General features: G+C 72.1%; 21 protein-coding genes and 1 pseudogene. 11 read left to right on the top strand and 11 right to left on the bottom strand.

Annotated features, from left to right (window positions below; all coding sequences use genetic code 11):
• Positions 1-76: 76 nt before the first annotated feature.
• Complete coding sequence (locus FHG89_RS15350) at positions 77-688, bottom strand: PadR family transcriptional regulator (RefSeq protein ID WP_139585117.1); 612 nt, start codon at positions 686-688, stop codon at positions 77-79.
• Positions 689-827: 139 nt separating this feature from the next.
• Between FHG89_RS15350 and FHG89_RS15345 the strand changes: the two genes are divergently transcribed.
• Positions 828-2,579 carry an acetyl/propionyl/methylcrotonyl-CoA carboxylase subunit alpha gene (locus FHG89_RS15345; protein WP_139585066.1) on the top strand — a complete coding sequence of 584 codons (1,752 nt, stop codon included), beginning with the start codon at positions 828-830 and terminating at the stop codon, positions 2,577-2,579.
• Between the two features lie 69 nt (positions 2,580-2,648).
• Positions 2,649-4,088: a GuaB1 family IMP dehydrogenase-related protein gene (locus tag FHG89_RS15340; RefSeq protein WP_139585065.1), complete on the top strand. Its 1,440-nt coding sequence runs from the start codon at positions 2,649-2,651 to the stop codon at positions 4,086-4,088.
• Here FHG89_RS15340 and FHG89_RS34455 read toward each other — a convergent pair.
• Both FHG89_RS34455 and FHG89_RS15335 read right to left on the bottom strand, forming a co-directional pair.
• Positions 3,983-4,277: pseudogene (locus tag FHG89_RS34455) on the bottom strand (hypothetical protein); the annotation flags it as partial. The gene FHG89_RS15340 and the pseudogene FHG89_RS34455 overlap by 106 nt on opposite strands.
• Positions 4,244-4,801, bottom strand: coding sequence for a TetR/AcrR family transcriptional regulator (locus tag FHG89_RS15335; protein WP_139585064.1), 558 nt, complete (start codon positions 4,799-4,801; stop codon positions 4,244-4,246). The pseudogene FHG89_RS34455 and the gene FHG89_RS15335, both read right to left, overlap by 34 nt.
• Positions 4,802-4,885: 84 nt before the next feature.
• Here FHG89_RS15335 and FHG89_RS15330 point away from each other — a divergent pair, with 84 nt between their 5' ends.
• Genes FHG89_RS15330 through FHG89_RS15315 form a run of 4 tightly spaced genes read left to right on the top strand, consistent with a single transcriptional unit; the run spans position 4,886 to position 9,611 of the window.
• Complete coding sequence (locus FHG89_RS15330) at positions 4,886-5,332, top strand: DoxX family protein (RefSeq protein ID WP_139585063.1); 447 nt, start codon at positions 4,886-4,888, stop codon at positions 5,330-5,332.
• A gap of 24 nt (positions 5,333-5,356) precedes the next feature.
• Complete coding sequence (locus FHG89_RS15325) at positions 5,357-5,839, top strand: MarR family winged helix-turn-helix transcriptional regulator (protein WP_139585062.1); 483 nt, start codon at positions 5,357-5,359, stop codon at positions 5,837-5,839.
• Entirely contained in the window at positions 5,833-7,566 is a 1,734-nt protein-coding gene (locus tag FHG89_RS15320) for an ABC transporter ATP-binding protein (protein WP_139585061.1), read from the top strand. The genes FHG89_RS15325 and FHG89_RS15320 overlap by 7 nt, the downstream gene beginning before the upstream one ends.
• Positions 7,563-9,611, top strand: coding sequence for an ABC transporter ATP-binding protein (locus FHG89_RS15315; RefSeq protein WP_139585060.1), 2,049 nt, complete (start codon positions 7,563-7,565; stop codon positions 9,609-9,611). Before FHG89_RS15320 ends, FHG89_RS15315 begins: the two co-directional genes overlap by 4 nt.
• Positions 9,612-9,615: 4 nt before the next feature.
• Here FHG89_RS15315 and thrS read toward each other — a convergent pair whose 3' ends face one another.
• Positions 9,616-10,833, bottom strand: coding sequence for a threonine--tRNA ligase (gene thrS / locus FHG89_RS15310; protein WP_139585059.1), 1,218 nt, complete (start codon positions 10,831-10,833; stop codon positions 9,616-9,618).
• 517 nt (positions 10,834-11,350) lie between these two features.
• On the opposite strand from thrS, the gene FHG89_RS15305 reads away from it, so the two are divergent.
• From FHG89_RS15305 to FHG89_RS15295, 3 genes are all read left to right on the top strand, one after another.
• On the top strand, positions 11,351-11,965 hold the full coding sequence (locus tag FHG89_RS15305; protein ID WP_139585058.1) for a DedA family protein: 615 nt from the start codon (positions 11,351-11,353) through the stop codon (positions 11,963-11,965).
• Between the two features lie 170 nt (positions 11,966-12,135).
• On the top strand, positions 12,136-12,762 hold the full coding sequence (locus FHG89_RS15300) for a DUF998 domain-containing protein (protein ID WP_139585057.1): 627 nt from the start codon (positions 12,136-12,138) through the stop codon (positions 12,760-12,762).
• Positions 12,763-12,831: 69 nt separating this feature from the next.
• Complete coding sequence (locus FHG89_RS15295) at positions 12,832-13,374, top strand: hypothetical protein (protein ID WP_139585056.1); 543 nt, start codon at positions 12,832-12,834, stop codon at positions 13,372-13,374.
• A 16-nt stretch (positions 13,375-13,390) separates the two neighbouring features.
• Here FHG89_RS15295 and FHG89_RS15290 read toward each other — a convergent pair whose 3' ends face one another.
• Positions 13,391-14,794 carry an NAD(P)H-quinone dehydrogenase gene (locus FHG89_RS15290; protein WP_139585055.1) on the bottom strand — a complete coding sequence of 468 codons (1,404 nt, stop codon included), beginning with the start codon at positions 14,792-14,794 and terminating at the stop codon, positions 13,391-13,393.
• Between the two features lie 106 nt (positions 14,795-14,900).
• On the opposite strand from FHG89_RS15290, the gene FHG89_RS15285 reads away from it, so the two are divergent.
• Positions 14,901-15,356 (top strand): gamma-glutamylcyclotransferase, encoded by a 456-nt coding sequence (locus tag FHG89_RS15285; RefSeq protein ID WP_139585054.1) that lies wholly within the window; start codon positions 14,901-14,903, stop codon positions 15,354-15,356.
• A 72-nt stretch (positions 15,357-15,428) separates the two neighbouring features.
• On the opposite strand, the gene FHG89_RS15280 is transcribed toward FHG89_RS15285, so the two are convergent.
• From FHG89_RS15280 to FHG89_RS15265, 4 genes are all read right to left on the bottom strand, one after another.
• Positions 15,429-16,388, bottom strand: coding sequence for a GNAT family N-acetyltransferase (locus FHG89_RS15280; protein WP_139585053.1), 960 nt, complete (start codon positions 16,386-16,388; stop codon positions 15,429-15,431).
• A 64-nt stretch (positions 16,389-16,452) separates the two neighbouring features.
• Positions 16,453-17,187, bottom strand: a complete 735-nt coding sequence (locus FHG89_RS15275) for an SCO6745 family protein (RefSeq protein ID WP_139585052.1) — start codon at positions 17,185-17,187, stop codon at positions 16,453-16,455.
• Positions 17,188-17,261: 74 nt separating this feature from the next.
• A complete protein-coding gene (locus FHG89_RS15270; protein WP_139585051.1) occupies positions 17,262-18,209 on the bottom strand; it encodes a hypothetical protein in 948 nt (315 codons plus the stop codon).
• A 3-nt stretch (positions 18,210-18,212) separates the two neighbouring features.
• Positions 18,213-18,842, bottom strand: a complete 630-nt coding sequence (locus FHG89_RS15265; RefSeq protein WP_139585050.1) for an MBL fold metallo-hydrolase — start codon at positions 18,840-18,842, stop codon at positions 18,213-18,215.
• A 93-nt stretch (positions 18,843-18,935) separates the two neighbouring features.
• On the opposite strand from FHG89_RS15265, the gene FHG89_RS15260 reads away from it, so the two are divergent.
• Positions 18,936-19,889: a DUF4349 domain-containing protein gene (locus FHG89_RS15260; protein WP_139585049.1), complete on the top strand. Its 954-nt coding sequence runs from the start codon at positions 18,936-18,938 to the stop codon at positions 19,887-19,889.
• On the opposite strand, the gene FHG89_RS15255 is transcribed toward FHG89_RS15260, so the two are convergent.
• Entirely contained in the window at positions 19,846-21,105 is a 1,260-nt protein-coding gene (locus FHG89_RS15255; protein WP_139585048.1) for an amidohydrolase, read from the bottom strand. The genes FHG89_RS15260 and FHG89_RS15255 overlap by 44 nt on opposite strands.
• A 529-nt stretch (positions 21,106-21,634) precedes the next feature.
• Positions 21,635-23,218, bottom strand: coding sequence for an acyl-CoA mutase large subunit family protein (locus FHG89_RS15250; protein ID WP_139585047.1), 1,584 nt, complete (start codon positions 23,216-23,218; stop codon positions 21,635-21,637).
• Positions 23,219-23,236 lie beyond the last annotated feature (18 nt).

Below are 23,236 nucleotides of genomic sequence, written 5' to 3'. Positions count from 1 at the left end.
GACGACGCCGGACGGCGCACTCCCCCGCTGTGCCGACAGCAGGCTAACGCGATATAGCTTTTCTAGTCAAGGTTGACTATTTCGCGTCGTGATCGATCCGCTCCTCGCCGTCCCGTCGGCCCGACCAACCCTCCGCGTTCGCCAGTTCAGCAGGCAGGTATGACACGCCGGACTCGATCCGCTCCGCGATCCGCTCACACCAGCCCAGCTCCGCGTCCGCTCGCGCGGACCACAGCTCGAACATCCAACTGACGTGCACCGGCTTGGTGTTGCGGACCCAGTCCGACTGGAGCGAGGCGCGCATCGACTCGATGCCGGCCCGCAGCAGGTTGGCCCGGTTGCGCAGCGCCGCGGCCGCCTCGGACCGCGGCATCGCGGGCAGGAAGGAGAAGGCGGCCGTGAACGGGTCGACCGGCTCGGTGAAGTTCCACCAGAGATTGCGCAGCAGGGTCTCGAACTCGTCCTCCCCTTTCGGGGTCACCTCGTAGGTCGTGCGGGCCGGACGGGCGCCGACCTGCTCGGTGGCGACCGCCCGGAGCAGTCCCTCCTCGGTGAGCTTGCGCAGCGCGTGGTAGATCGAGCCGGGCTGCACGTTCGCCCACTTGTCGGCGCTCCAGCTCAGCAGCTCGCGGCGCACGTCGTAGCCGTGCACAGGCTGCATCCACCGCACCAGGCCGAGAATCATCATCCGAGTCGCAGACACCACACAAGCGTAATAGACAAGTTTGACTAAGGTCAGTGCCACATCCCACACTGAGCGATCGTTAGGGCCACCACAGGTGGCCGATACACTCCCCGTCAGTAACTTCCCGGGAGGAGCCACGAAGGTGCGCAAGGTACTCATCGCCAACCGCGGCGAGATCGCCGTCCGGGTCATCCGCGCCTGCCGTGACGCCGGCCTCGGCAGCGTCGCCGTGTACGCGGACTCGGACCGCGACGCCCTGCACGCCACCCTCGCGGACGAGGCGTACGCGCTGGGCGGGGACAGCGCGACCGACACGTACCTGCGCATCGACAAGCTACTCGACGTGGCGGCCCGGTCCGGCGCGGACGCCGTACACCCGGGTTATGGCTTCCTCAGTGAGAACGCCGACTTCGCCCAGGCGGTCATCGACGCCGGGCTGACCTGGATCGGCCCCACCCCACAGGCGATCCGCGACCTGGGTGACAAGGTCACCGCGCGGCACATCGCGCAGCGCGCCGGCGCTCCGCTGGTCCCCGGCACCCCGGACCCGGTCGAGAGCCCGGACGAGGTGATGGCGTTCGCCGTCGACCACGGCCTGCCGGTCGCCATCAAGGCCGCCTTCGGTGGTGGCGGGCGCGGTCTCAAGGTGGCCCGGACCATGGAGGAGATCCCCCAGCTCTTCGAGTCGGCCACCCGCGAGGCGGTCGCCGCGTTCGGTCGGGGCGAGTGCTTCGTCGAGCGTTACCTGGACCAGCCCCGGCACGTCGAGGCGCAGGTCCTCGCCGACCAGCACGGCAACGTGATCGTGGTGGGCACCCGGGACTGCTCGTTGCAGCGGCGGCACCAGAAGCTCGTCGAGGAGGCGCCCGCGCCGTTCCTCACCGACGCCCAGCGGGCGCAGATCCACGACAGCGCCAAGGCGATCTGCCGGGAGGCCGGCTACCACGGCGCCGGCACGGTGGAGTACCTGGTCGGCAGGGACGGCACGATCTCCTTCCTGGAGGTCAACACCCGACTCCAGGTCGAGCACCCGGTCACCGAGGAGACCGCCGGCATCGACCTGGTCCGCGAGCAGTTCCGGATCGCCGACGGTGAGAAGCTGCGGATCACCGAGGACCCGACGCCGCGCGGGCACGCCATCGAGTTCCGGATCAACGGCGAGGACCCGGGCCGCAACTTCCTGCCCGCCCCGGGCACGGTCACCGCGCTGCGGCTGCCCACCGGCCCGGGCGTGCGGGTGGACACCGGCATCTCGGCCGGCGACGTGATCGGCGGCAACTTCGACTCGCTGCTCGCCAAGGTGATCATCACCGGTGAGACGCGGACCGAGGCGCTGGAGCGCGCCCGCCGCGCGCTCGACGAGATGGTGGTCGACGGCATGGCCACCGCGCTGCCGTTCCACCGCCTCGTTGTGCGGGACGAGGCGTTCACCGCCGCGCCGTTCACCGTGCACACCCGGTGGATCGAGACCGAGTTCCACAACACCGTGCCGCCGTTCGCCGCCGCCGCCGGCACCGCCGAGGCGCCGGCCGAACGCGACACCGTCGTGGTCGAGGTGGGTGGCAAGCGCCTTGAGGTCAGCCTCCCCGCCGGCTTCGGCGGGGGTACGACCACCGCGGCACCAGCCTCGCGCAAGCCGAGCCGGCGTGGCGGCGGCGCCAAGGCCGGCGCTCCGGTCAGTGGCGACGCGTTGACCTCGCCGATGCAGGGCACCATCGTCAAGATCGCGGTGGCGGACGGCGACACCGTGGCCGAGGGCGACCTGGTGGTGGTGCTGGAGGCGATGAAGATGGAGCAGCCGTTGCACGCCCACAAGGCGGGTACGGTCAGCGGCCTCACCGCCGAGGTGGGTGCCGTGATCACCTCCGGCGCCCCGATCTGCACCATCGCGTGACCGGCTTGTCGCGGGTGGTTTCGGACACCACCGGCGGCGGGACGGACCACGAGCGGCAATGATGGCCGGGTGCGGTTCCTTCACGGCGCGGTCCCCGCGCACGACCTGACCTATACCGACGTCTTCATGGCGCCGGCCCGTTCCGACCTCGGCTCCCGGCTCGACGTGGATCTGTCCACCGGCGACGGCACCGGCACCACCATCCCGCTTGTCGTGTCGAACATGACGGCGGTCGCCGGCCGGCGGATGGCCGAGACGGTGGCCCGGCGGGGCGCGATCGCGGTGATCCCGCAGGACATCCCGATCGAGGTGGTGGCGAACGTCGTCGCCTGGGTCAAGCAGCGCCACCTGGTCTACGACACCCCGATCACCCTGGGCCCGACCGAGACCGTCGGCGACGCCATCCACCTGCTGCCGAAGCGGTCGCACGGCGCGGTGATCGTGGTCGACGAGGCGGGCCGGCCGATGGGTGTGGTCACCGAGGCGGACACCATGGGCGTGGACCGGTTCGCCCAGTTGCGGCACGTGATGTCCACCGAGCTGCACACCGTTCCGGCGGACGCGGACCCGCGTACCGGTTTCGACAGGCTCTCCGCGGGCCGTCGCCGGCTCGCCCCGGTGGTGGACGCCGACGGCCGGCTGGTCGGGGTGCTGACCCGGCAGGGCGCCCTGCGGGCCACTCTCTACACGCCGGCGGTGGACGACCGGGGACGGCTGCGTATCGCGGCGGCGGTCGGGATCAACGGTGACGTCACCGGCAAGGCGGCCGCGCTGCTGGAGGCGGGGGTGGACACGCTCGTCGTGGACACCGCGCACGGCCACCAGGCGCGGATGATCTCCGCGTTGCAGGCGGTCCGCAAGCTGGACCCGGGCGTCCCGGTGGCGGCCGGCAACGTGGTCACCGCCGAGGGCGTACGCGACCTGGTCGAGGCCGGCGCCGACATCATCAAGGTCGGCGTCGGGCCGGGCGCGATGTGCACCACCCGGATGATGACCGGGGTGGGCCGGCCGCAGTTCTCCGCCGTGCTGGACTGCTCGACCGCCGCCCGTCAGTTGGGCCGGCACGTCTGGGCTGACGGCGGTGTGCGGCACCCCCGCGACGTCGCGCTCGCGCTCGCCGCCGGCGCGTCGAACGTGATGATCGGCTCCTGGTTCGCCGGCACCTACGAGTCGCCCGGTGACCTCTACACCGAGCCGGACGGGCGTCGGTACAAGGAGAGCTTCGGGATGGCCTCGGCGCGGGCGGTAAGCGCCCGTACCGCCGACGACAGCCCGTACGACCGGGCCCGCAAGGCGGTGTTCGAGGAGGGCATCTCCTCGGCCCGGATGTACCTGGACCCAACCCGACCAGGCGTCGAGGACCTGATCGACGAGATCATCGCGGGCGTACGCAGCGCCTTCACCTATGCCGGCGCGCGGAACCTGACGCAGTTCCACGAGCGTGCCGTCGTGGGTGTGCAGAGCGCCGCCGGCTTCACCGAGGGGATGCCGCTGCCGACGAGCTGGTAGCGCCGGTCGGGGCGGGTGCGGGGCAGCCGGGCGCAGGCCACCAGGCCGATCAGGAGGAAGCCGGCGGCCGCGAGGCGGCGTACCGGGTGGCGTCGGAGAACCGATGCGGGCCTGCCGGGCGAGCGGGGCGTTACGCGCCCGAAGGGCTCGGACGGTCAGTCGAACAGGCGCCGCAGAACCGTGCGGGCGGCGTCGTGGGGATCGGCGCCGACCCGGTCCGGCAGGGCGCCGGCCAGCCAGAGCGTGGCGAAGCCGTGCGCGATGGACCAGGCGGCGAGCGCGTCCCGGTCGGTGTCGGCGGACGCGTCGTCTGTCGACAGTGTCGCCACTCCCGAGCGGAGGGCGGCGCTGGAGCGGCCCCGTGCGGCGATCAGTTCGGCATCGTCGGCCCGGTAGAGCTCGGGCCGGAACATCACCTCGAAGTGCGCGCGGTGCCGGACGGCGAAGTCGACGTACGCCACGCCGGCAGCCAGCAGGTCGTCGGCGGCCTCCAGCGCCTCGGCTAGCAGGTCGAAGCCCTCGGCGGCCAGTGCGGTGAGCAGGCCGGCCTTGTCGCCGAAGTGGTGTGCCGGCGCGGCGTGCGAGACGCCGGCCCGCCGGGCGAGGTCCCGCAGGCTCAGGGCCGTCGGGCCTGCCTCGTCGATCGCCTCCACGGCGGCGGCGAGCAGGGCGCGACGGAGGTCGCCGTGGTGGTAGCCGCGCGACGAGGTCATGCGGCGATCCTATCTTGCCATTGACAAGATGCCACCGCGGCGCGCAATCTTGTCACTGACAAGTTCACGCCGAGGAGGATCCTGATGGCACCCCTGATCGCCCTTGTGGTCGGCACCGCGCTGGCCCGGCTCGCCGGCTTGGCCGGCATCTCCGCACTCGACGGCTGGCACCCCGCCCTGCGGGTCGGGCTGGCCCTGATGTTCGTGCTGACCGGCGTCGCGCACTTCGCCGGGCAGCGTCGGGCCGACCTGATCGCGATGGTCCCGCCCCGACTGCCAGGCCCCGATCTGCTGGTCACGCTCACCGGGGTGCTGGAGCTCGTGGGCGCGGCCGGGCTGCTCGTTCCGGCCACCGCCCGCTGGGCCGCCGCCGGGCTGGGCCTGCTGATGCTCGCGATGTTCCCGGCCAACGTGTCGGCCGCACGCCGGAAGCTGACCCTCGCCGGGCGCCCGGTCACCCCGCTCGGGCGGCGCACCGTCCTGCAGGTCGTGTTCGTCGCCACGGCTGCCGGTATTTCGTTTGGCCCCTGATTATCAGGGAGCTAATCTGCTCTCGTGGAACTCGTCACCCTCCAGGACGTGCCGCTCGGTCGGCTGCTGGTGGTGGCCGGGCACCTCGTCGGGCAGCGCTGGAACCGCTACCTCGCCGAGGAGCACGGGCTCACCCAGGCCGGCATGGTCACCCTGATGACGCTCGCCCGACACGGCGAGCTGCCCCACCGCGAGGTCGCCGAGAAGGGGTTCGTACGCCCGGCGACCCTGACCGGCATCGTGGACACGCTCGAGCGCGACGGTCTGGTCGAGCGGCAGCGCGACGACAACGACCGACGCAGCATCCGGCTCGCCATCACCCCCGCCGGGCGGGAGCGCGTCGCCGCGCTCAGCGCACTCATGCATTCCGGACGCCCTCTCACCTCGGTCGACGCCGACCCGGCGAAGGCCCAGGTCATCCGGGAGTTCCTGCTCGAGGTCATCGGCAGCGGGGACGACCCGCGGATGACCGGACGACCCACCGACACGAAGGACCCGGCGTGCTGATCCGACTCCTGCGCGGCCAACTGCGCACCTATCAGAGACCGCTGCTGGCGGTGGTGCTGCTCCAGTTCGTGGGCACCATGGCCTCGCTCTACCTGCCCAGCCTCAACGCGGACATCATCGACCAGGGCGTGGCCCGGGGCGACACCGACTACATCGTGCGCACCGGCGGCTGGATGCTGCTGGTCAGCCTCATCCAGATCGTCTGCTCGATCGCCGCGGTCTACCTCGGCGCGCGGGTCGCGATGGGCTTCGGCCGGGACGTACGCGCCAGGCTGTTCGGGCACGTCAACCGCTTCTCGGCCCGCGAGGTGGCCCGGTTCGGGGCGCCGTCGCTGATCACCCGCAACACCAACGACGTGCAACAGGTGCAGATGCTCGTGCTGATGAGCTGCACCATGCTCGTCGCGGCACCGATCATGAGCGTCGGCGGTGTGTTCATGGCGCTGCGCGAGGACATCGGGCTGTCCTGGCTGATGCTGGTAAGCGTGCCGGTGCTGGCCATCACGCTCGGCTCGATCATCCGTCGGATGGTGCCGGGCTTCCGGCTCATGCAGACCCGGATCGACACCGTCAACCGGGTGCTGCGCGAGCAGATCACCGGCATCCGGGTGGTCCGCGCGTTCGTCCGCGAGCCGTACGAGACGGACCGCTTCGGCGTCGCCAACGCCGACCTGACCGCCACCGCGCTGCGTACCGGACGGCTCCTGGCGTTGATCTTCCCGGTGGTCATGCTGGTGCTCAACGTCTCCAGCGTGGCGGTGCTCTGGTTCGGCGCGCAGCGGGTGGACTCCGGCGCGATCCAGGTCGGCGCGCTCACCGCGTTCCTGCAGTACCTGATGCAGATCCTGATGGCCGTGATGATGGCGACCTTCATGCTGATGATGGTGCCCCGGGCCGCGGTCTGCGCCGAGCGGATCACCGAGGTGCTGGACACGGACTCCTCTGTGGTCCCCGCCCCCGAGCCGGTCACCGAGCTGCCCAGCCGGGCCGAGTTGGAGCTGCGCGGCGTGCGCTTCCAGTACCCCGGAGCGGTCGACCCGGTGCTGCGGGACATCTCCTTCCGGGCCACCCCGGGCACCACCACGGCGATCATCGGCAGCACCGGCGCGGGCAAGACGACACTGCTGTCACTCATCCCCCGCCTGGTCGACGTCACCGCCGGCGCCGTGCTTGTCGACGGTGTGGACGTCCGCGAGTTGGCCCCCGATGAGCTGTGGCGTCGGATCGGGCTGGTGCCGCAACGGCCGTACCTGTTCACCGGCACGGTCGCCAGCAACCTGCGCTACGGCAACCCGGACGCCACGGACGAGGAACTGTGGACGGCGCTGGAGATCGCCCAGGCGCGGGACTTCGTGGCCCAGATGCCCGGCGGGCTGGACGCGCCGATCGCCCAGGGCGGCAGCACCGTCTCCGGTGGGCAGCGGCAACGCCTCGCCATCGCCCGGGCCCTGGTCCGCAAGCCGGAGATCTACCTGTTCGACGACTCGTTCTCCGCACTGGACCTCGGCACCGACGCGCGGCTGCGGGCGGCACTGCGGCCGGTCACCGCGCAGTCCGCGGTGGTGATCGTGGCCCAGCGGGTCTCCACGATCGTGGACGCCGACCAGATCATCGTTCTTGAGGACGGAGGAGTCGTCGGAGTGGGACGACACGCGGAGCTTCTGGAGACCTGCCCGACGTACGCCGAGATCGTGGCCTCCCAGCAGACGACGGAGGTGCCGGCATGACCGAGCGCGAGACGCCGCCCACCGCGGCCGTACCCGAGCAGAAGTCGGCCCCGGACGGCCCGACACCCAAGCGGCTGCCTCCCGGCCGTCAGGGCGGTGGCCCACCGTGGATGGGCGCCGGCATGCCCGCCGAGAAGTCGATGAACTTCGGGCCGTCCGCCCGGCGGCTGCTGGGTCGGCTCCGCCCGCATCGGCTGCACCTGGCCGCGATCATCACGTTGGCCCTGGTGAGCGTCGGGTTCAGTGTGGCCGGGCCGAAGATCCTCGGCCACGCCACCGACCTGATCTTCAGTGGCGTGATCGGTCGGCAGCTGCCGGCGGGCACCACCACCGAGCAGGCCGTCGCCGCCGCACGGGCCAGCGGCAACGCCAGCTTCGCCGACATGCTGGCCCGGATGGACGTGGTGCCCGGCGTGGGCATCGACTTCGACGCCCTGAGCCGGGTGCTGCTGTTGGCGCTCGGGCTCTACCTCGCGGCCAGCCTGCTCATGTGGTGGCAGGGCTGGCTGCTCAACGGGGTCGTCCAGCGGACCGTGCTGCGGCTGCGCGCCGAGGTGGAGGAGAAGCTCAACCGACTGCCGCTGCCGTACTTCGACCGGCAGCCCCGCGGCGAGCTGCTCAGCCGGGTCACCAACGACATCGACAACATCTCCACCAGCCTGCAGCAGACCCTCAGCCAGCTGCTCACGTCCCTGCTGACCGTCATCGGCGTACTGGCCGTGATGTTCTGGATCTCGCCGCTGCTGGCCCTGGTGGCCCTGGTCGCCGTACCGCTGTCGGTGCTGGTCACCCAGCGGATCGCCAAGCGTTCACAGAAGCAGTTCATCGCGCAGTGGACGCACACCGGCGAGCTGAACGGCCAGATCGAGGAGGCGTACACGGGCCACGAGCTGGTGAAGGTCTTCGGTCGCCAGCGTGAGGTGGAGGCCGCGTTCCACGCCAAGAACGAGGAGTTGTTCCGGGCCAGCTTCGGCGCCCAGTTCATCTCCGGGATCATCATGCCGTCGATGATGTTCATCGGAAACCTGAGCTACGTGGCCATCGCCGTGGTCGGTGGGCTGCGGGTCGCCTCCGGCACGATGAGCCTCGGCGACGTGCAGGCGTTCATCCAGTACTCCCGTCAGTTCACCCAGCCGCTCACCCAGCTCGCCTCGATGGCCAACCTGCTCCAGTCCGGGGTGGCGTCGGCCGAGCGGGTCTTCGCGGTGCTCGACGCCGACGAGCAGACGCCCGACCCGGCCGAGCCGGCCCGGGTGGCCGACCCGCACGGCCGGGTCGAGTTCGAACACGTCTCGTTCCGCTACGAGCCGGACAAGCCGCTTATCGACGACCTGTCGCTGGTCGCCGAGCCGGGTCACACGGTGGCCATCGTCGGGCCGACCGGCGCCGGCAAGACCACCCTGGTCAACCTGATCATGCGCTTCTACGAGCTGGACGCCGGCCGGATCACCCTGGACGGGGTGGACGTCACCACGATGCGCCGCGACGACCTGCGCGGCCGGATCGGCATGGTGCTGCAGGACACCTGGCTCTTCGGCGGCACCATCCGCGACAACATCGCCTACGGCCGGCCGGACGCCACCGAGGAGGAGATCGTCGCCGCGGCGCGGGCCACCTTCGTGGACCGGTTCGTGCGCAGCCTGCCCGACGGCTACGACACGGTCATCGACGAGGAGGGCAGCAACGTCAGCGCCGGCGAGAAACAGCTCATCACCATCGCCCGCGCGTTCCTCGCCGAACCGTCGCTGCTGATCCTCGACGAGGCCACCAGCTCGGTGGACACCCGCACCGAGGTGCTGCTCCAGCGGGCGATGGCGGCGCTGCGCTCGGACCGGACCAGCTTCGTCATCGCGCACCGGCTCTCCACCATCCGCGACGCCGACCTGATCCTGATGATGGAGAACGGCCGGATCGTCGAGCAGGGCACCCACGAGCAGTTGCTCGCCGCCCAGGGCGCGTACCACCGGCTCTACCGCTCCCAGTTCACCGGGGCCGTGGTAGACGAGGAACCGGCCGCCGCCGCCGCTCAACCGGCGTCGGTCTAGCGTGTCAGTCCGGCGGGAGCAGATCCGCCGAGCGCGCCGCGACCTGCCCGCCGATCAGGGCGAGCGCGGCGCCGGCGGGCATCGGGGCCAGAGCGTCGCCGCCGCGCAGACGCAGCGCGAGGTGCCCGTCGGCCACCTCCCGGGCACCCAGCACCCCGAGGTACGGGACGCGGCGGCGGGCCGCGTCCCGGACCCGGGCGCCCAACGAGCCGGCGACGTCGACCTCGGCCCGCAGGCCGGCGTCGACGGCCCGCCGGGCCAGCTCCCTCGCCGCGTCGACCTGCCCGTCGTCCACCGGCAGCAGCACCAGCTGGACCGGCGCGTACCAGGCCGGGAAGGCGCCCTCGTGCACCTCGATGAGGTACGCGAACAGGCGCTCCATGCTGCCGACCAGACTGCGGTGCACCATGACCGGCCGGCGCCGACTGCCATCCGAATCGGTGTACGACAGGTCGAACCGCTCCGGCTTGTCGAAGTCGAGTTGGATGGTGGAGATGGTCGACTCCCGGCCGGCCGCGTCGACGATCTGGATGTCGATCTTCGGGCCGTAGAAGGCGGCCTCCCCGGGCGCCTCGACGTACTCCACCCCGGCCAGCGCTCCCCGGAGCAGATCCTCGGCGTGCGCCCACTGCGCGTCGTCGCCGACGTACCTCCCGCCCGGCCCGCGCAGCGACAGCCGGAACCCGGCCGGGCGGACGCCGAGCGCGGCGTGCGCCGCCCGGATCAGCCCGAGGATCTCGACGACCTCCGCGCCCACCTGCTCCGGCGCGCAGAAGGTGTGCGCGTCGTTGAGCGAGATGGCGCGTACCCGGGACAGCCCACCGAGCACCCCGGAACGCTCCGAGCGGTACATCCCGCCCAGCTCCGCGACCCGCAGCGGCAACTCCCGGTAGGAGCGACCCCGGGCCCGGAACACAAGCGCGTGGTGCGGGCAGAGCGCCGGCCGGAGCACGAACTCGTCGTCGGCGCTCAGCCGCATCGGCGGGAACATGTCGTCGGCGAAGTAGCCCAGATGCCCGGAGAGTTCGAAGAGTTCACGCTTGCCCAGCGGCGGCGAGTAGACGTGCTGGTGGCCGCAGCGGCGCTCCAACTCCCGGACGTACTCCTCGACGGCGTGCCGGGCGGCGGCGCCGGCGGGCAGCCAGATCGGCAGGCCGGCGCCGGCCAGCGGATCGGAGACGAAGAGGTCCAGCTCGCGGCCGAGCCTACGGTGGTCGATCATGTCGGGCTCCTGGATCGGGTACGACCCGGAGGCGACCTGGCCACCGAACGCCGCGCGGCCGTCGGGGGCGGATCGCCCCGGGGCCTGGTCGACTGTGGTTACGTCAGAGCGGCGCGCCGGGGACACCCGGCGTCGTGGTCACCACTACCGCGCTGCGCATACGGCGACGCTACCCGCGGGGCGCTCGGGGACGCACCCGGATTAACGGCGGCGCAGGAGGGGTGGGCCGCCGGCGCGGGACCCGCCGGCGGCCCTGGCGGCTCGAAATCGTCAGGAACGGGGGACCCGACGGGCGGAGCCGCGCCGACAACGGTACGCCGACGAGCGCCGATCCGCCGACCGCTCGGGCGGAGGTGGGACGGTCCCCGGAACCGTCACCCGAGGCCCGTTCGCCTCGTTGAACAGGGGTGGCCTGGCCGTGTCGACGGTCACGCCGGGCCAGGGCTGTCCACGGTGACGCCGGACACGCCGTCAGGCTCGAGACACCCAATCGGCCGCATCCGGCGAGGTGGCAGGCGTGCCCGAACTTCTGACTGACGTCGCATCGCCGGCGTGGGCGTACCTGGTGCTGCTCGCTCTGCTGATCGCGGACGCCTTCGTCCCGGTCATCCCCACCCAGATCGTCATGATCACCAGCGGTGCGTTGACCGTCTACGGCGGGCTCAGCCTGCCGGTCACCATCGCCGTCGGCGCGCTCGGCGTGTTCGCCGGCGACCTGGCCTGCTACCTGCTCGGTCGAGGCGCGCCCGACCGCCGGGCACCCCGGCACGCCGAGCCGAGCCGCGCCCGCCGGATGGCCAACCGGGTCACCCATGGGCTCCGGCAACCCGGGCCGATGGTCATCCTGCTCTGCCGGTTCGTGCCCGGCGGCCGAATGGCGGCCTGCTTCTCGGCCGGCCGCAGCCGCTACCCGTACCGGCTGTTCGTGCTCTACGAGGCGGTCGCCGCGGTGGGCTGGGCCACGTACGGCGCCCTGGTCGGGCACCTGGGTGGCACCGCACTGACCGAGTCGGCCTGGCGGCTGGCCATCATCGCCACCGCCGCGGCGGCCGGCTTCGCCGCGGCCGGATGGGCGATGACCCTGGTCAGCGCCCGCCACGCCCGCGCCGCCGCCGACGTCCCCGTCGATTGAGTGCCATCCACCGCCTCCACGGACCCGCACGGCGGGTGACGCGCAGATCCAAGATCGACGCACCTCATGCCGCCACAAGGGCAGGGGCGAGCCTCTAAGGGTGGTCCCGGGGGCGGATTTCGGTGGGCATCCCGGATCCGGCTGGGGTGTCCGCGGCGACAGGCTGAAGCATGCCTGGAACCCGGAACACCGGTCTGCTGGCCCTCGGCGGGATCACCGTGGCGGCGCTGCTCACCGTGATCGGTCACCTGGAAGTCAACGACGACCTCAACCCGTGGGCGCTGACCATCAGCGACTTCGCCGTCTCCGACCGAGGGGGCGTCATCGACGTCGCCATGGTGGTGCTGGCGCTCGCCACCGTGGCACTCCTCTACGGCCTGCGCCGTACCGGCCCACCCGGGCCACGCTCCGGTCGGATGGCCGAGGTGCTGCTCGGCGCGTGGGTGGCCGGGCTGCTGCTGGCCGCGGTGGTGCCGACGAACGAACCGGGCACCACCATGACCACCGCCGCGTACCTGCACCGGTACGCCTCCGTGGTCGCCTTCCTGGCCCTCCCGGTCGGCGGCTGGCTGCTCGCCCGCCGACCCGACCTGGCATCCGCCGCCGGGACGATACGAACCCTGGTCCTACTCAGCCTCACCCTGGCGGGCGCGATGATCTGGTCCGCCTATCCGGGCGACCGGGTGCTGATCGGCCTGGCCGAACGCCTCCTCATCCTCACCGAGGTCGGCGTACTGACCGCGGTGGCGCTCGTCCTCGCTCATTCCGGCCCGTCAAGGCGCGTCACCACCGGTTAGGCTCCCGCTTCCGGAAATGACGAAGGGGCGGGCTCAGTGAGGGTCAGGAAACGGCCGATCCAGTGGGCAATGATCCTGCTGCCCCTCCTGGCGTCGGCGACGGGCTGCGCGGCGGCGGACCCGGCGGTCGCCCCTCGGGCCGACACCGCGCCGAGCGCCGCCGGCGCCACACCGTCGGCACCGGCGGAGCGCCCCCGGCTCTGCGGTGCCCCGCCACCGGCCGAGGCCGACGAGTTCCGGTTCAACCGCGACGCCGCCCGGCGTGACCCGCTGGTCGGCGTGACCCCGGCGGGCTACACGGGCGGCATCGCGTCCTTCGACGACCTGGACGTCGGCGAGTTGGCGGAGCTGCTTGAGCTACGGTTCGTCGACCCGTACGACCGGCAGAACGCCGCGCCGACGGTGTGGGAGATCTTCCGCTTCCTGTGCGCGCATCCCGACGTCCGGGCGGCCGGTTACGTGGTCAGCCTGGACCGCGAGGACTACCGGACCTCGATCGAGAGCATCTACGCCGGACGGATCGACGCCGCCCTGAGCGCCGACGCCACGGCGTTCTGCGCCACGGCCGAGGCGATCACGGTGGAGAACCACCTGGAGTGCTTCTGGGACTGAACCCGTCGAGGAGGGACTACTCCAGTTCGTGGAGCATCAGCTGGCGGGCGGCCTCGGTGATCGATCCGGACAGGCTCGGGTAGATGGTGATGGTCTGGGCCAGCTCGTTGACCGTCAGGTTGTTCTCCACCGCCATCGTGATCGGCAGGATCAGCTCGCTGGCCTTCGGCGCGACCACCACACCGCCGACCACCTGACCACTGGCCGGCCGGCAGAACAACTTCACGAAGCCGTCGGAGAGGTCGTCCATCTTGGCCCGGGCGTTGCCGGACAGCGGCAGCATCACCTGCCGGGCCGGCACCTTCCCGGCGTCCACCTCGTCCTGCGAGACACCCACGGTGGCCAGCTCCGGGTCGGTGAAGACGTTCGCCGCGACGGTCCGCAGCCGCAGCGGGCGGACCGCCTCGCCGAGCGCGTGCCACATCGCGATCCGGCCCTGCATGGCGGCGACGCTGGCCAGCAGCAGAACCCCGGTGCAGTCACCGGCGGCGTAGATGCCGGGCACGTTGGTCCGGGAGACCCGGTCGACCGTGACGTAGCCGCCCCGGCCCAGCTCCACGCCGTACTCGGCGAGGCCCAGGTTGGCCGTGTTCGGGATCGAACCGACCGCGATCAGGGCGTGCGAGCCGGTGACCTTGCGGCCGTCGGACAGCTCCACCTCGACACCGTCGGCGGTACGCCGCACCGCGTCGGCCCGGGAGTTGTTGAGGATCTCCATGCCCCGGTTGCGGAACACCCGCTCGATGGCGGACGCCGCGTCGGCGTCCTCGTGCGGCATCACCCGGTCCCGGCTGGAGACCAGGGTGACCTCGACGCCCATGGCGAGGTACGCGCTGGCGAACTCCGCACCTGTCACACCGGAACCGACAACGATCAGGTGCTCGGGCAGCTCGGGCAGGTCGTACACCTGACGCCAGGTCAGGATGCGCTCGCCGTCCGGCACGGCGGTGGGCAGCTGCCGGGGCGTCGAACCGGTGGCCACCAGCACGGAGGACGCGGCGATCGAGTATTCCTCGGAGCCGTCGGCGGGGGTGACGACGACCCGGTGGGTGTGCCCGAGAGCGTCCTCACCGAGCCGGGCCGTGCCGGCCACGAAGGTGACCCCCGCCTTGAGCAGCTTGGCGTGGATGTCGGCGGACTGCGCGAGCGCCAGCCGCTTGACCCGCTCGTGCACCGCCCGCGCGTCGACGGTGACCGCCTCCAGGCCGTCCGAGTGCACCCCGAACTCCTCGGTGTCCCGGTAGCCGGTGACCACCCCCGAGCTGGCGATGAAGGTCTTCGACGGTACGCAGTCGGAGAGCACACACGCCCCGCCCGCGCCGTCGGCCTCCACGACTGTGACATCGGCGTCCAGCTGGGCGGCGACCAGGGCCGCCTCGTACCCGGCCGGCCCCCCACCGATGATCACGATCTGGCTCACAGCGTTCGCCCTTCGTCCATGCTCACAGTGACTTTCTTCTCCTGAGCGCATTCGACACGCACTGTCGTATTCTCCCCCACCCGTCCGGCGGGCTATCGTCATCGCCGTGCGTCATCACGCCTCCTACGGCTCAAACCTTGATCCCGCCCGGATGCGCGCCTACTGCCCGCACTCGCCGATGGTGGGCACCGGCTGGCTGGAGGGGTGGCGGCTGACCTTCGCCGGGGCGGACGTCATCGGCTGGGAGGGCGCGGTGAGCACCCTCGTCGAGTCGCCCGGTGACCGGGTGTTCGTGGCGATCTACGACATCCACCCGTACGACGCGGCCCAGCTCGACGAGCTGGAGGGGGCGACCGCCGGCACGTACCGCAAGCTGCACGTGCGGGTCTCCACCCTCGACGGCGACGTGACCGCGTGGATCTACGTGTTCGACGGGTACGAGGGTGGCCTGCCCACGTCGTGGTATCTCTCCGAGATCGCGAACGCCGCCGAGAAGGCGGGCGCGCCGGACGACTACGTCAACGAGCTGCGGTCCCGCCCCACCGGCACCGCGTCCGCGTAGCGCGTATCCCACGCCCCCAGTCTGCAACCGTCACCGACCGGCGCGTCCGTCGGGCCCCACCGACGTCGTCAATCACACACCGGCGGCCGGGACGGACAGCTCGTACATGTCGGTCCACCGGGTCTCCCGCAGGCCCACCGACCGGTAGAGCGACAGCGGCGCCGTCGGGTTGGTGAGATCCACGCCGAGGCCGGCCGCCGCCCGGCCCTTCTCGGCGTAGCGGGCGAAAGCGCGGCGCAGCAACGCCGCACCCACACCCCGCCGACGGTACGCGGGCAGCACCGACAGGCTCTTCACGAAGCCCTCCTGCTGGTCCAGGGCCTGATCCGAGGACTGCAACGCGCCGGCGGGCACCCCGTCCACCTCGGCGACGAACCACTCGTCCCAGGCGGTCAGGTCACCGATCCGGGCCCGCCACCGCTCGTACGACAGCGGTTCGTGGTCCGGGGTGTCGCCGAAGGCGATGTCGTGGATCCGGTGGAACTCCCGCAGGTCGGCGTCGTCGTCGGGGCGTACCGGACGCACGGTCACCCCGGGTGGCGGGGGTGGCTCGGCGGGCAGGTCGGCCAGCGTGCGACGCATCCGAACGTACCGCTTGGCCAGGGTGAACCCGGCGGCTCGCAGGTCGGCTTCCCAGTCGCGTTCCGGGGCGAAGACCGCGCACCGGACGGTGAGGGCGGGCAGGCCGCGCTCGGCGGCCCGTTCGGCGACCCGGTCGAGTTGCCGGGCCAGCAGCGGCGCCCGGAGCGCGGCGCCCCGGGTCGGGTCGACGTACACCTCCAGGAACTCCCGGCCGACACCTGTCGGGTTGTCCACGGTCGCCCAGCCGACCACCGTGTCGTCCGGGTCCACGGCCAGCCAGGAGTCCCGTGCCGGGTCGAAGAAGGGCGCCGTGAGCGACGCCGTCACGTCCTCGGCGTCGAAGTCGGGATGCCCGATGGCGAAGGTGTCGGCGGCGTGCACCACCGCGAGGATCGCCGGAACGTCGTCGAGGGTGGGTCGGCGCGTGGTCCAACCTGCGGGGAGGGTCACGGCAGGTGATCCTGACAGCCGATCGGCTCCGGCGCCGCCCATTTTTCGTCGCCGCAGGGTCGGCTCAGCCCAGGGCGGCCCGGGTGCGGTGCAGCAGTTCCACCAGCTCGGCGCCGTCGGCCGGGCCGAGCGCCGCGAACGCCGGCGCGGCCAACCGGTTGGTCACCGCCTCCGCCCACAGCCGCCGACGCACCAGCGGCCCGATCGGCGGGTACGGAGGGGACCAGCCGCAGGCCACCGCGCCGGCCTCCCCCTCCGGCCCGGCCAGCACCGCCTCCAGCGGGGTCATTCCGGCGGCGCGCACGGCCAGCAGGTACGCGCCGGTGAAGTGTTCGCGGAGCAGTCGTAACCCGGCCGCGGTGCGGGCGCCGGGGGTGTTCTCCGGCAGCGGCATGGCCCGCCAGGCGGCGAAGAGCGGCATCCCGCTGGCGTCCGCCGCTCCCACCGCCCGCTCGACGAGCGCGGACAGGCGTTCGGTCCCGGGTAGCGGACCGAGCTGCCGGGTGCCCCACTGGCAGCACTCGGCGAAGCTCGCGGCGGCCACCTCGATCGGGCGGACGGTCCGGGCGGCGGCGTCCCATCCGTCGGCGACCGCGTCCGGGGCGACGAAGCCGAGGGCGGCGGCGGCCGTCTCGGCACGTACGTCGCCGAGCGCGCCGGCCCGACCGCTGATGTAGAAAGCCCAGCCGGAGATGCCGAGCAGCCGGGCCCGCCGCAGCGTGGTCGGGCTGCGGCTGAACGCGTCGCCCAGGTCGAGCACGACGGGTTTGCTGGCGGCGGCGACCTGCTCCGGTGTCATCCGAGCGCCCACACCGGCCTGTTCCGGCCCGGAACCGCCGGACCGGAGGCCCGCTCGTCGTCGTCCATCGATGGTCAGTCTGCCGCGCCGCCGGCGGAGTCCGCAGTCCCCTCTTCGGCCGCCAACGCCTCCACCGCCGCCTCGACCTCGCCGGCGCGCCGCCGGGCCGCGGTGACCGCCCGCTCGGCGGCGCGGCGGGCGAGTTTGGCCCGGCTGAGGTCCTGCTCGGCGACCGCCCGCCGGCGCTCCAACTCGGCCAGCTCGGCCTCGATCGTGTCCAGCGCCTCGGCGCCGTCCCGCTCCTGCCCGCTCGCCTCGGCCAACTCGGCCTCGGCCCGCTGCTGATCGGCCCGGGCCTTGGCCAGCTCCCGATCCAGCGCCCGGCGCTGCCGGTCCCGTTCGGCACGGGCGGCCCGCGCGGCGCGCTCGGCGGCCCGGTCGGGGGCCGCCTCCTCGGTGGGCACACGTCGGGGTGCCGGCTGGCGCGGCTCCGGCTTCTCGTCGGTGCCGGTGACCAGCCGCAGCTGAGGTCGGGGCACCTCGCCGAAGCCGGCGTACGTGGCAGACCGGAGCAGGCGCCCGGCCCGGACCTGTTCGGCGACCTCGGCATCGGACAACGCCGCGTTGAGCGTTGTCTCCACCTCGGCCAGCGGCAGCTTGCCGACCGGCGGCGCGTCGGGCTCCGCCGCGGCGAGCTTGCGGACCTCGGCGACCAGGGCGCCGACCACGGCCCGGCGCTGGGCGGACAACTCCCGCAGTCGAGGCCCGCGCAGATCCCGCTGGGCGGACCGCAGCGCGTCGGCGAGCTGCACCAGGTCGGCGACCAGCTCGGGACGGCGGATGGCGAGCAGGTTCACCAGCCAGGCGGCCACCGTGGGGCGACGCAGCCGGGCCAGTTCCCGGGCGGTCGTCGGGTCGCCGGCCCGGCGGGCCTCGGCCACGGCCGCGTCCCGGGCGGCCACGAACCGGTCCGGCGGGATGCGGTAGAGCTGTCGCACCAGCTCCGGTGAGGGGCCGGGCATCGCTCAGACGTCCACCCGGCTACCGGGCTCCAGCCGCTGGTACTCGGTGCCGGACATCGCCGTGTACTGCCGGTTGAGCACACCCAGCCCGTTATCGTTGAGCAGCCCGTCGTGCAGGGCGTACGCGCGTCGGGGTGCGACCGCCCGGATGAAGTCGAGCACCTCGGAGAACTTCGACCAGGGGGCGTGGATCGGCGCGAAGAGCGTGTCGACAGGTGTCTCGTCCGGCACCACCAGGGCGTCACCGGGGTGGTAGACCACGTCGTTGATCAGGTAGCCGAGGTTGTCGATCACCGGGATGTCCGGGTGGATCACCGCGTGCTTCCCGCCGTACGCGCGGATGGCGATGCCGGCGGCGGTGAACGACTCGCCGGTCGTGACCGGGCGCAGCGCCTCGGCCGCGTCGCCGAGGGTGTCGGCGAGCGAGGCTGGACCGTGGATCGGGAACGGCCGCCTGTCGAGTTCCAGGCGCACCGCCGCCAGGTCGAGGTGGTCGGGATGTTGGTGGGTGATCAGCACCGCGTCGGCACCGTCCAACGCGGCCGGATCGCTGAACACCCCCGGGTCGACGACGAGCACTCCCCCGTCGTGTTCCACCCGGAGGCAGGAGTGGGCGTACTTGGTGAGTCGCATCGTGACTCCTCGATTATCGAATCGTGATGTCCTCAGCGCAGTCTGCCGGAACCAGCCGCCGCGCGCGCCGCGTCCGAGGTATCGCCACACCGGCTGACAACGATGGGAGCGGGGATGGACAAACGGGAGGGACGACGCCGCGGCGCGCTGCTGGCGGCGACGACACTGGCGGCGGCGCTGGCCGTGACGGGTTGCGGCGCAGGCGACAGCGGGGCACGGGACAGCGCGGGTTCGGCGGCCAAGGCGCCGGCGGTCAACGGCGAGGCGGGCCGGGACGCCGCCGCGGGCGCGCCGGGGGCGGCCGGGGCCGGCGCACCGGACCTGCGGGTCGACCAGCGGGCGATCATCTACACCGGAGCGATGCGGGTGCAGGTGGACGATGTGGACGCAGCCGCCCGCGAGGTCGCCGCCGTCGCCACCCGGGCCGGTGGCTTCGTCGGCGGCGACCAGCGACGCAGCGCCGACGCGGTGGCGGAGTTGGAGCTGCGTGTGCCGGCGGCGACGTTCACCGGCGTGGTGGAGGAGATCGCGAAGCTCGGCCGGCAGCAGAGCCGGGAGATCAGCACTCAGGACGTCACCGAGGAGACCGTCGACCTGGACGCCCGGATCACCAGTCAGCGTGCCCGGGTGGACAGCGCCCGCCGGTTGCTGGCCCGCGCCACCTCGATCGCCGACCTGGTGTCGTTGGAGAACGAGTTGGGTCGCCGGGAGGCCGACCTGGCCTCGCTGGAGGCCAAGAAGCGACGCCTGGCCGACCTGACCGCCCTCTCCACGATCACCGTGGCGCTGGCCGGGCCGGCCGCGAAGGCCACCGAGGAGAAGGCCGAGACCGGCTTCCTGGTCGGGCTCCGGGGCGGCTGGAAGGCGTTCGTCGTCTCGATGACCGTCCTGCTCACGGTGCTGGGCGCGCTGCTGCCGTGGCTGGTGGCGCTCGGCGTACCGCTGGCGGTGCTGCTGGTCGTGCTGCGACGGCGGCGCAGGTCGCCGGCCCTGGTCGCTCCGGTCAGCGCGCCGCCGCCAGTGCCCGCAGCGCGGTCTGCACCATGACGCGTACGCCGGCCGGGATGGCCCGCTCGTCCACGTCGAAGGACGCGCGGTGCAGGTCGACGTTGGGGCCGGAGCGGCCGACGCCGAGGCGGGCGAGGGCGCCGGGGACGTACTCCAGATACCAGGAGAAGTCCTCGCCGCCCATGCTCTGAGGTGTCTCGGCGATCCCCTCCGGGCCGAGGGCGGCGCCGGTGGCGGCGGTCAGCACCTGGATGGCCCGGGAGTCGTTGCACACCGGCGGCCGGCCGCGCAGGTACTCCAGGTCGACAGTCGCGCCGGTCGGGGCGATCACGTCCCGGACCACCTGAGCGACGATCTTCGGGGCCTGCTCCCAGGTGTCGCGGTCCATCACCCGCAGGGTGCCGGACGCGCTGGCCTCGGACGGGATGACGTTGTAGCGGGTGCCGGCCGAGGCGTGGCCGAAGACCAGCAGCAGGCCGCTGTTGGCCGGCACCCGGCGGCTGACCAGGGCGGGCACCTCGGTGATCAGCCGACCGAGCGCGTCGACCAGGTCGACGGTCAGGTGCGGACGGGCGGTGTGCCCGCCGGGGCCAGAGAGCCGGACGGTGACGTTGTCGGCGGCCGCGGTGATCGGGCCGACCCGCAGGCCGACCTGGCCCACCGGCAGGTTCGGGTCGCAGTGCAGGGCGAAGATCTGCACCACGTCGTCCAGGCCACCGGCCTCGATGACCTCCAGCGAACCGCAGGGCAGGATCTCCTCGGCCGGCTGGAAGATCAGCCGGACCCGGCCGTCCAGCTCACCGAGGTCGGCGAGCTGGGCCAGCAGCATGCCGACGCCGAGCAGGATCGTGGTGTGCACGTCGTGGCCGCAGGCGTGGCAGACGCCCTCCACCGTGGACCGGTAGGGCACGTCCTTGGAGTCGTCCAGCGGCAGCGCGTCGATGTCGGCGCGCAGCGCGACGACCGGGCCGTCGGGGCGGCCGTTGATGTCGCAGATCACGCCGTTGCCCTTGGGCAGCAGCCGAGGTTGCAGGCCGGCCAGGGACAGCTCCCGTGCGATCAGGGCAGCCGTCTCGAACTCCGTGCCGGACAGCTCGGGGTGCGAGTGGATGTGACGGCGCGTGGCGATCAGCCCGGGTACCCGGAGCGCGAGGAGGTGGTCCAGGTCGCGGGGCAGCGGCTGGGACCCGGGCGGCGGCTCCGGCCAGGACGACGCCAGCTGGCTGCCGGTGGGCAGCGTCAACGCACTCGTCACGTCGAATTCTCGATCACTAGAAATGGATGGATCATCGGGAACAGCAGACAGCCTAGACCTCCGGCGGTGACGCTGCGCAACCTCGTTCCGGTAATGATCGGACCGCGCAGAGTCACGTATGCCCTGCTGAGGACGCTCGGAGAGGTACGGGACAGCAGGTAGATCGCGGTCGAAGGCCGTCATCTGCCCCTCACCTCCTACAACGCGTAACCGGTCCCGGCGGTCACGAATCTCGGTGCCGGTCACCGGCCCCTGTTGCGAATTGTCGCATTAGTCGGGGTGATGAACTGACACTCCGACAATTAGCCGACCACGCTCCGCAACGAGCCGGAAAGACGCTCACACGCAAGGGACCACCGTCACCGCACAGGGTGTGCGTCCCGACGACCCGGTCGAGGTACCCGCAAACCGCGGTGGGCACACCGCGAACGCCCCCGCGAGGGCCGCGCCGCCCGGGGTTCCGCTCTCCACGGTAGCCCCGCCGGAGCCCGCAAACACCGCTTGAACTGGGAAAACGACAGAAGAGCGATCAGAAACGATCGGTCGGCCGGTACAGCCCCCACACCTCACGCAAAGTCCCGCAGACCTCACCCACCGTGGCGCGGGCCCGCAGTGCCTCCTTCATCGGGTACAGCACGTTCTCCGTACCGTCGGCGGCGGCCCGCAGGTCGGCGAGCGCCCGCGCCACCGCGTCGGCGTCCCGCTCGGCGCGCAACCGCGCCAGCCGCTCGGCCTGCGCCGCCTCGATCGCCGGGTCGACCCGCAGCGGCTCGTACGGCTCCTCCTCGTCCACCGTGAACCGGTTGAGCCCCACCACCACCCGCTCGCCCGAGTCGATCTCCTGGGCGATCCGGTACGCGGACTGCTCGATCTCCCGCTTCTGGAACCCGGCCTCGATGGCGTCCACCGCCGACCCGTGGTCCGCCACCCGTTCCATCAGCTCCACGGCGGCGGCCTCGATCTCGGCCGTCATCGCCTCCACCACGTACGAGCCGGCGAACGGGTCCACCGTGGCGGTCAGGTCCGTCTCGTACGCCAGCACCTGCTGGGTCCGCAGGGCGAGCCGGGCGGCCTTCTCGGTGGGCAGCGCGATGGCCTCGTCGAAGCTGTTGGTGTGCAGCGACTGGGTGCCGCCGAGCACCGCGCCCAGCCCCTGCACCGCCACCCGGACCAGGTTGACCTCGGGCTGCTGGGCGGTGAGCTGCACGCCGGCGGTCTGGGTGTGGAACCGCAGCATCATCGACTTCGGATCCTTGGCGCCGAAGTCGTCACGCATCAGCCGGGCCCAGATCCGCCGGGCGGCGCGGAACTTCGCCACCTCCTCCAGCAGCGTGGTGCGGGCCACGAAGAAGAACGACAGCCGGGGCGCGAAATCGTCCACGGCGAGCCCGGCGGCCAGCGCCGCGCGGACGTACTCCACGCCGTTGGCCAGGGTGAAGGCGATCTCCTGCGCGGGCGTCGCGCCGGCCTCGGCCATGTGGTAGCCGGAGATGGAGATGGTGTTCCACTTCGGCACCTCCTTGCGGCAGTACGCGAACGTGTCGGCCACCAGGCGCAGGGACGGCTTCGGCGGGAAGATGTACGTCCCCCGGGCGATGTACTCCTTGAGGATGTCGTTCTGGATGGTCCCGTTGAGCGCCGCGCCGGGCACCCCGTTCTCCTCGGCCACGAGCTGGTAGAGCAGCAGCAGCACCGACCCGGGCGCGTTGATCGTCATCGAGGTGGACACCTTGTCCAGCGGGATGTCGGCGAAGAGCAGCCGCATGTCCTCGATGGAGTCGATGGCCACGCCGACCTTGCCGACCTCGCCGTGCGCGATCGGTTCATCGGAGTCGTAGCCCATCTGGGTCGGCAGGTCGAAGGCGACCGAGAGGCCCATGGTGCCGGCCCGCAACAGCTGGTGGTATCGCGCGTTGGACTCGGTGGCGGTGCCGAAACCGGCGTACTGGCGCATGGTCCATGGGCGGGAGGTGTACATGGTGGGGTAGACGCCCCGGGTGTACGGGAACTCGCCGGGGTCGCCCAGCCGGGAGTCCAGGTCCTCCGGAAGGTCGGCACCCGTGTAGACGCCCTTGATCGGAAAACCGGACTCGCTAGACCGCCGTTCGCTCATCTCCGGATGGTAGGACGC

Source organism: Micromonospora orduensis (assembly GCF_006228125.1).
GTDB lineage: Bacteria > Actinomycetota > Actinomycetes > Mycobacteriales > Micromonosporaceae > Micromonospora > Micromonospora orduensis.
This window is presented reverse-complemented; position numbering and strand designations above follow the sequence as displayed.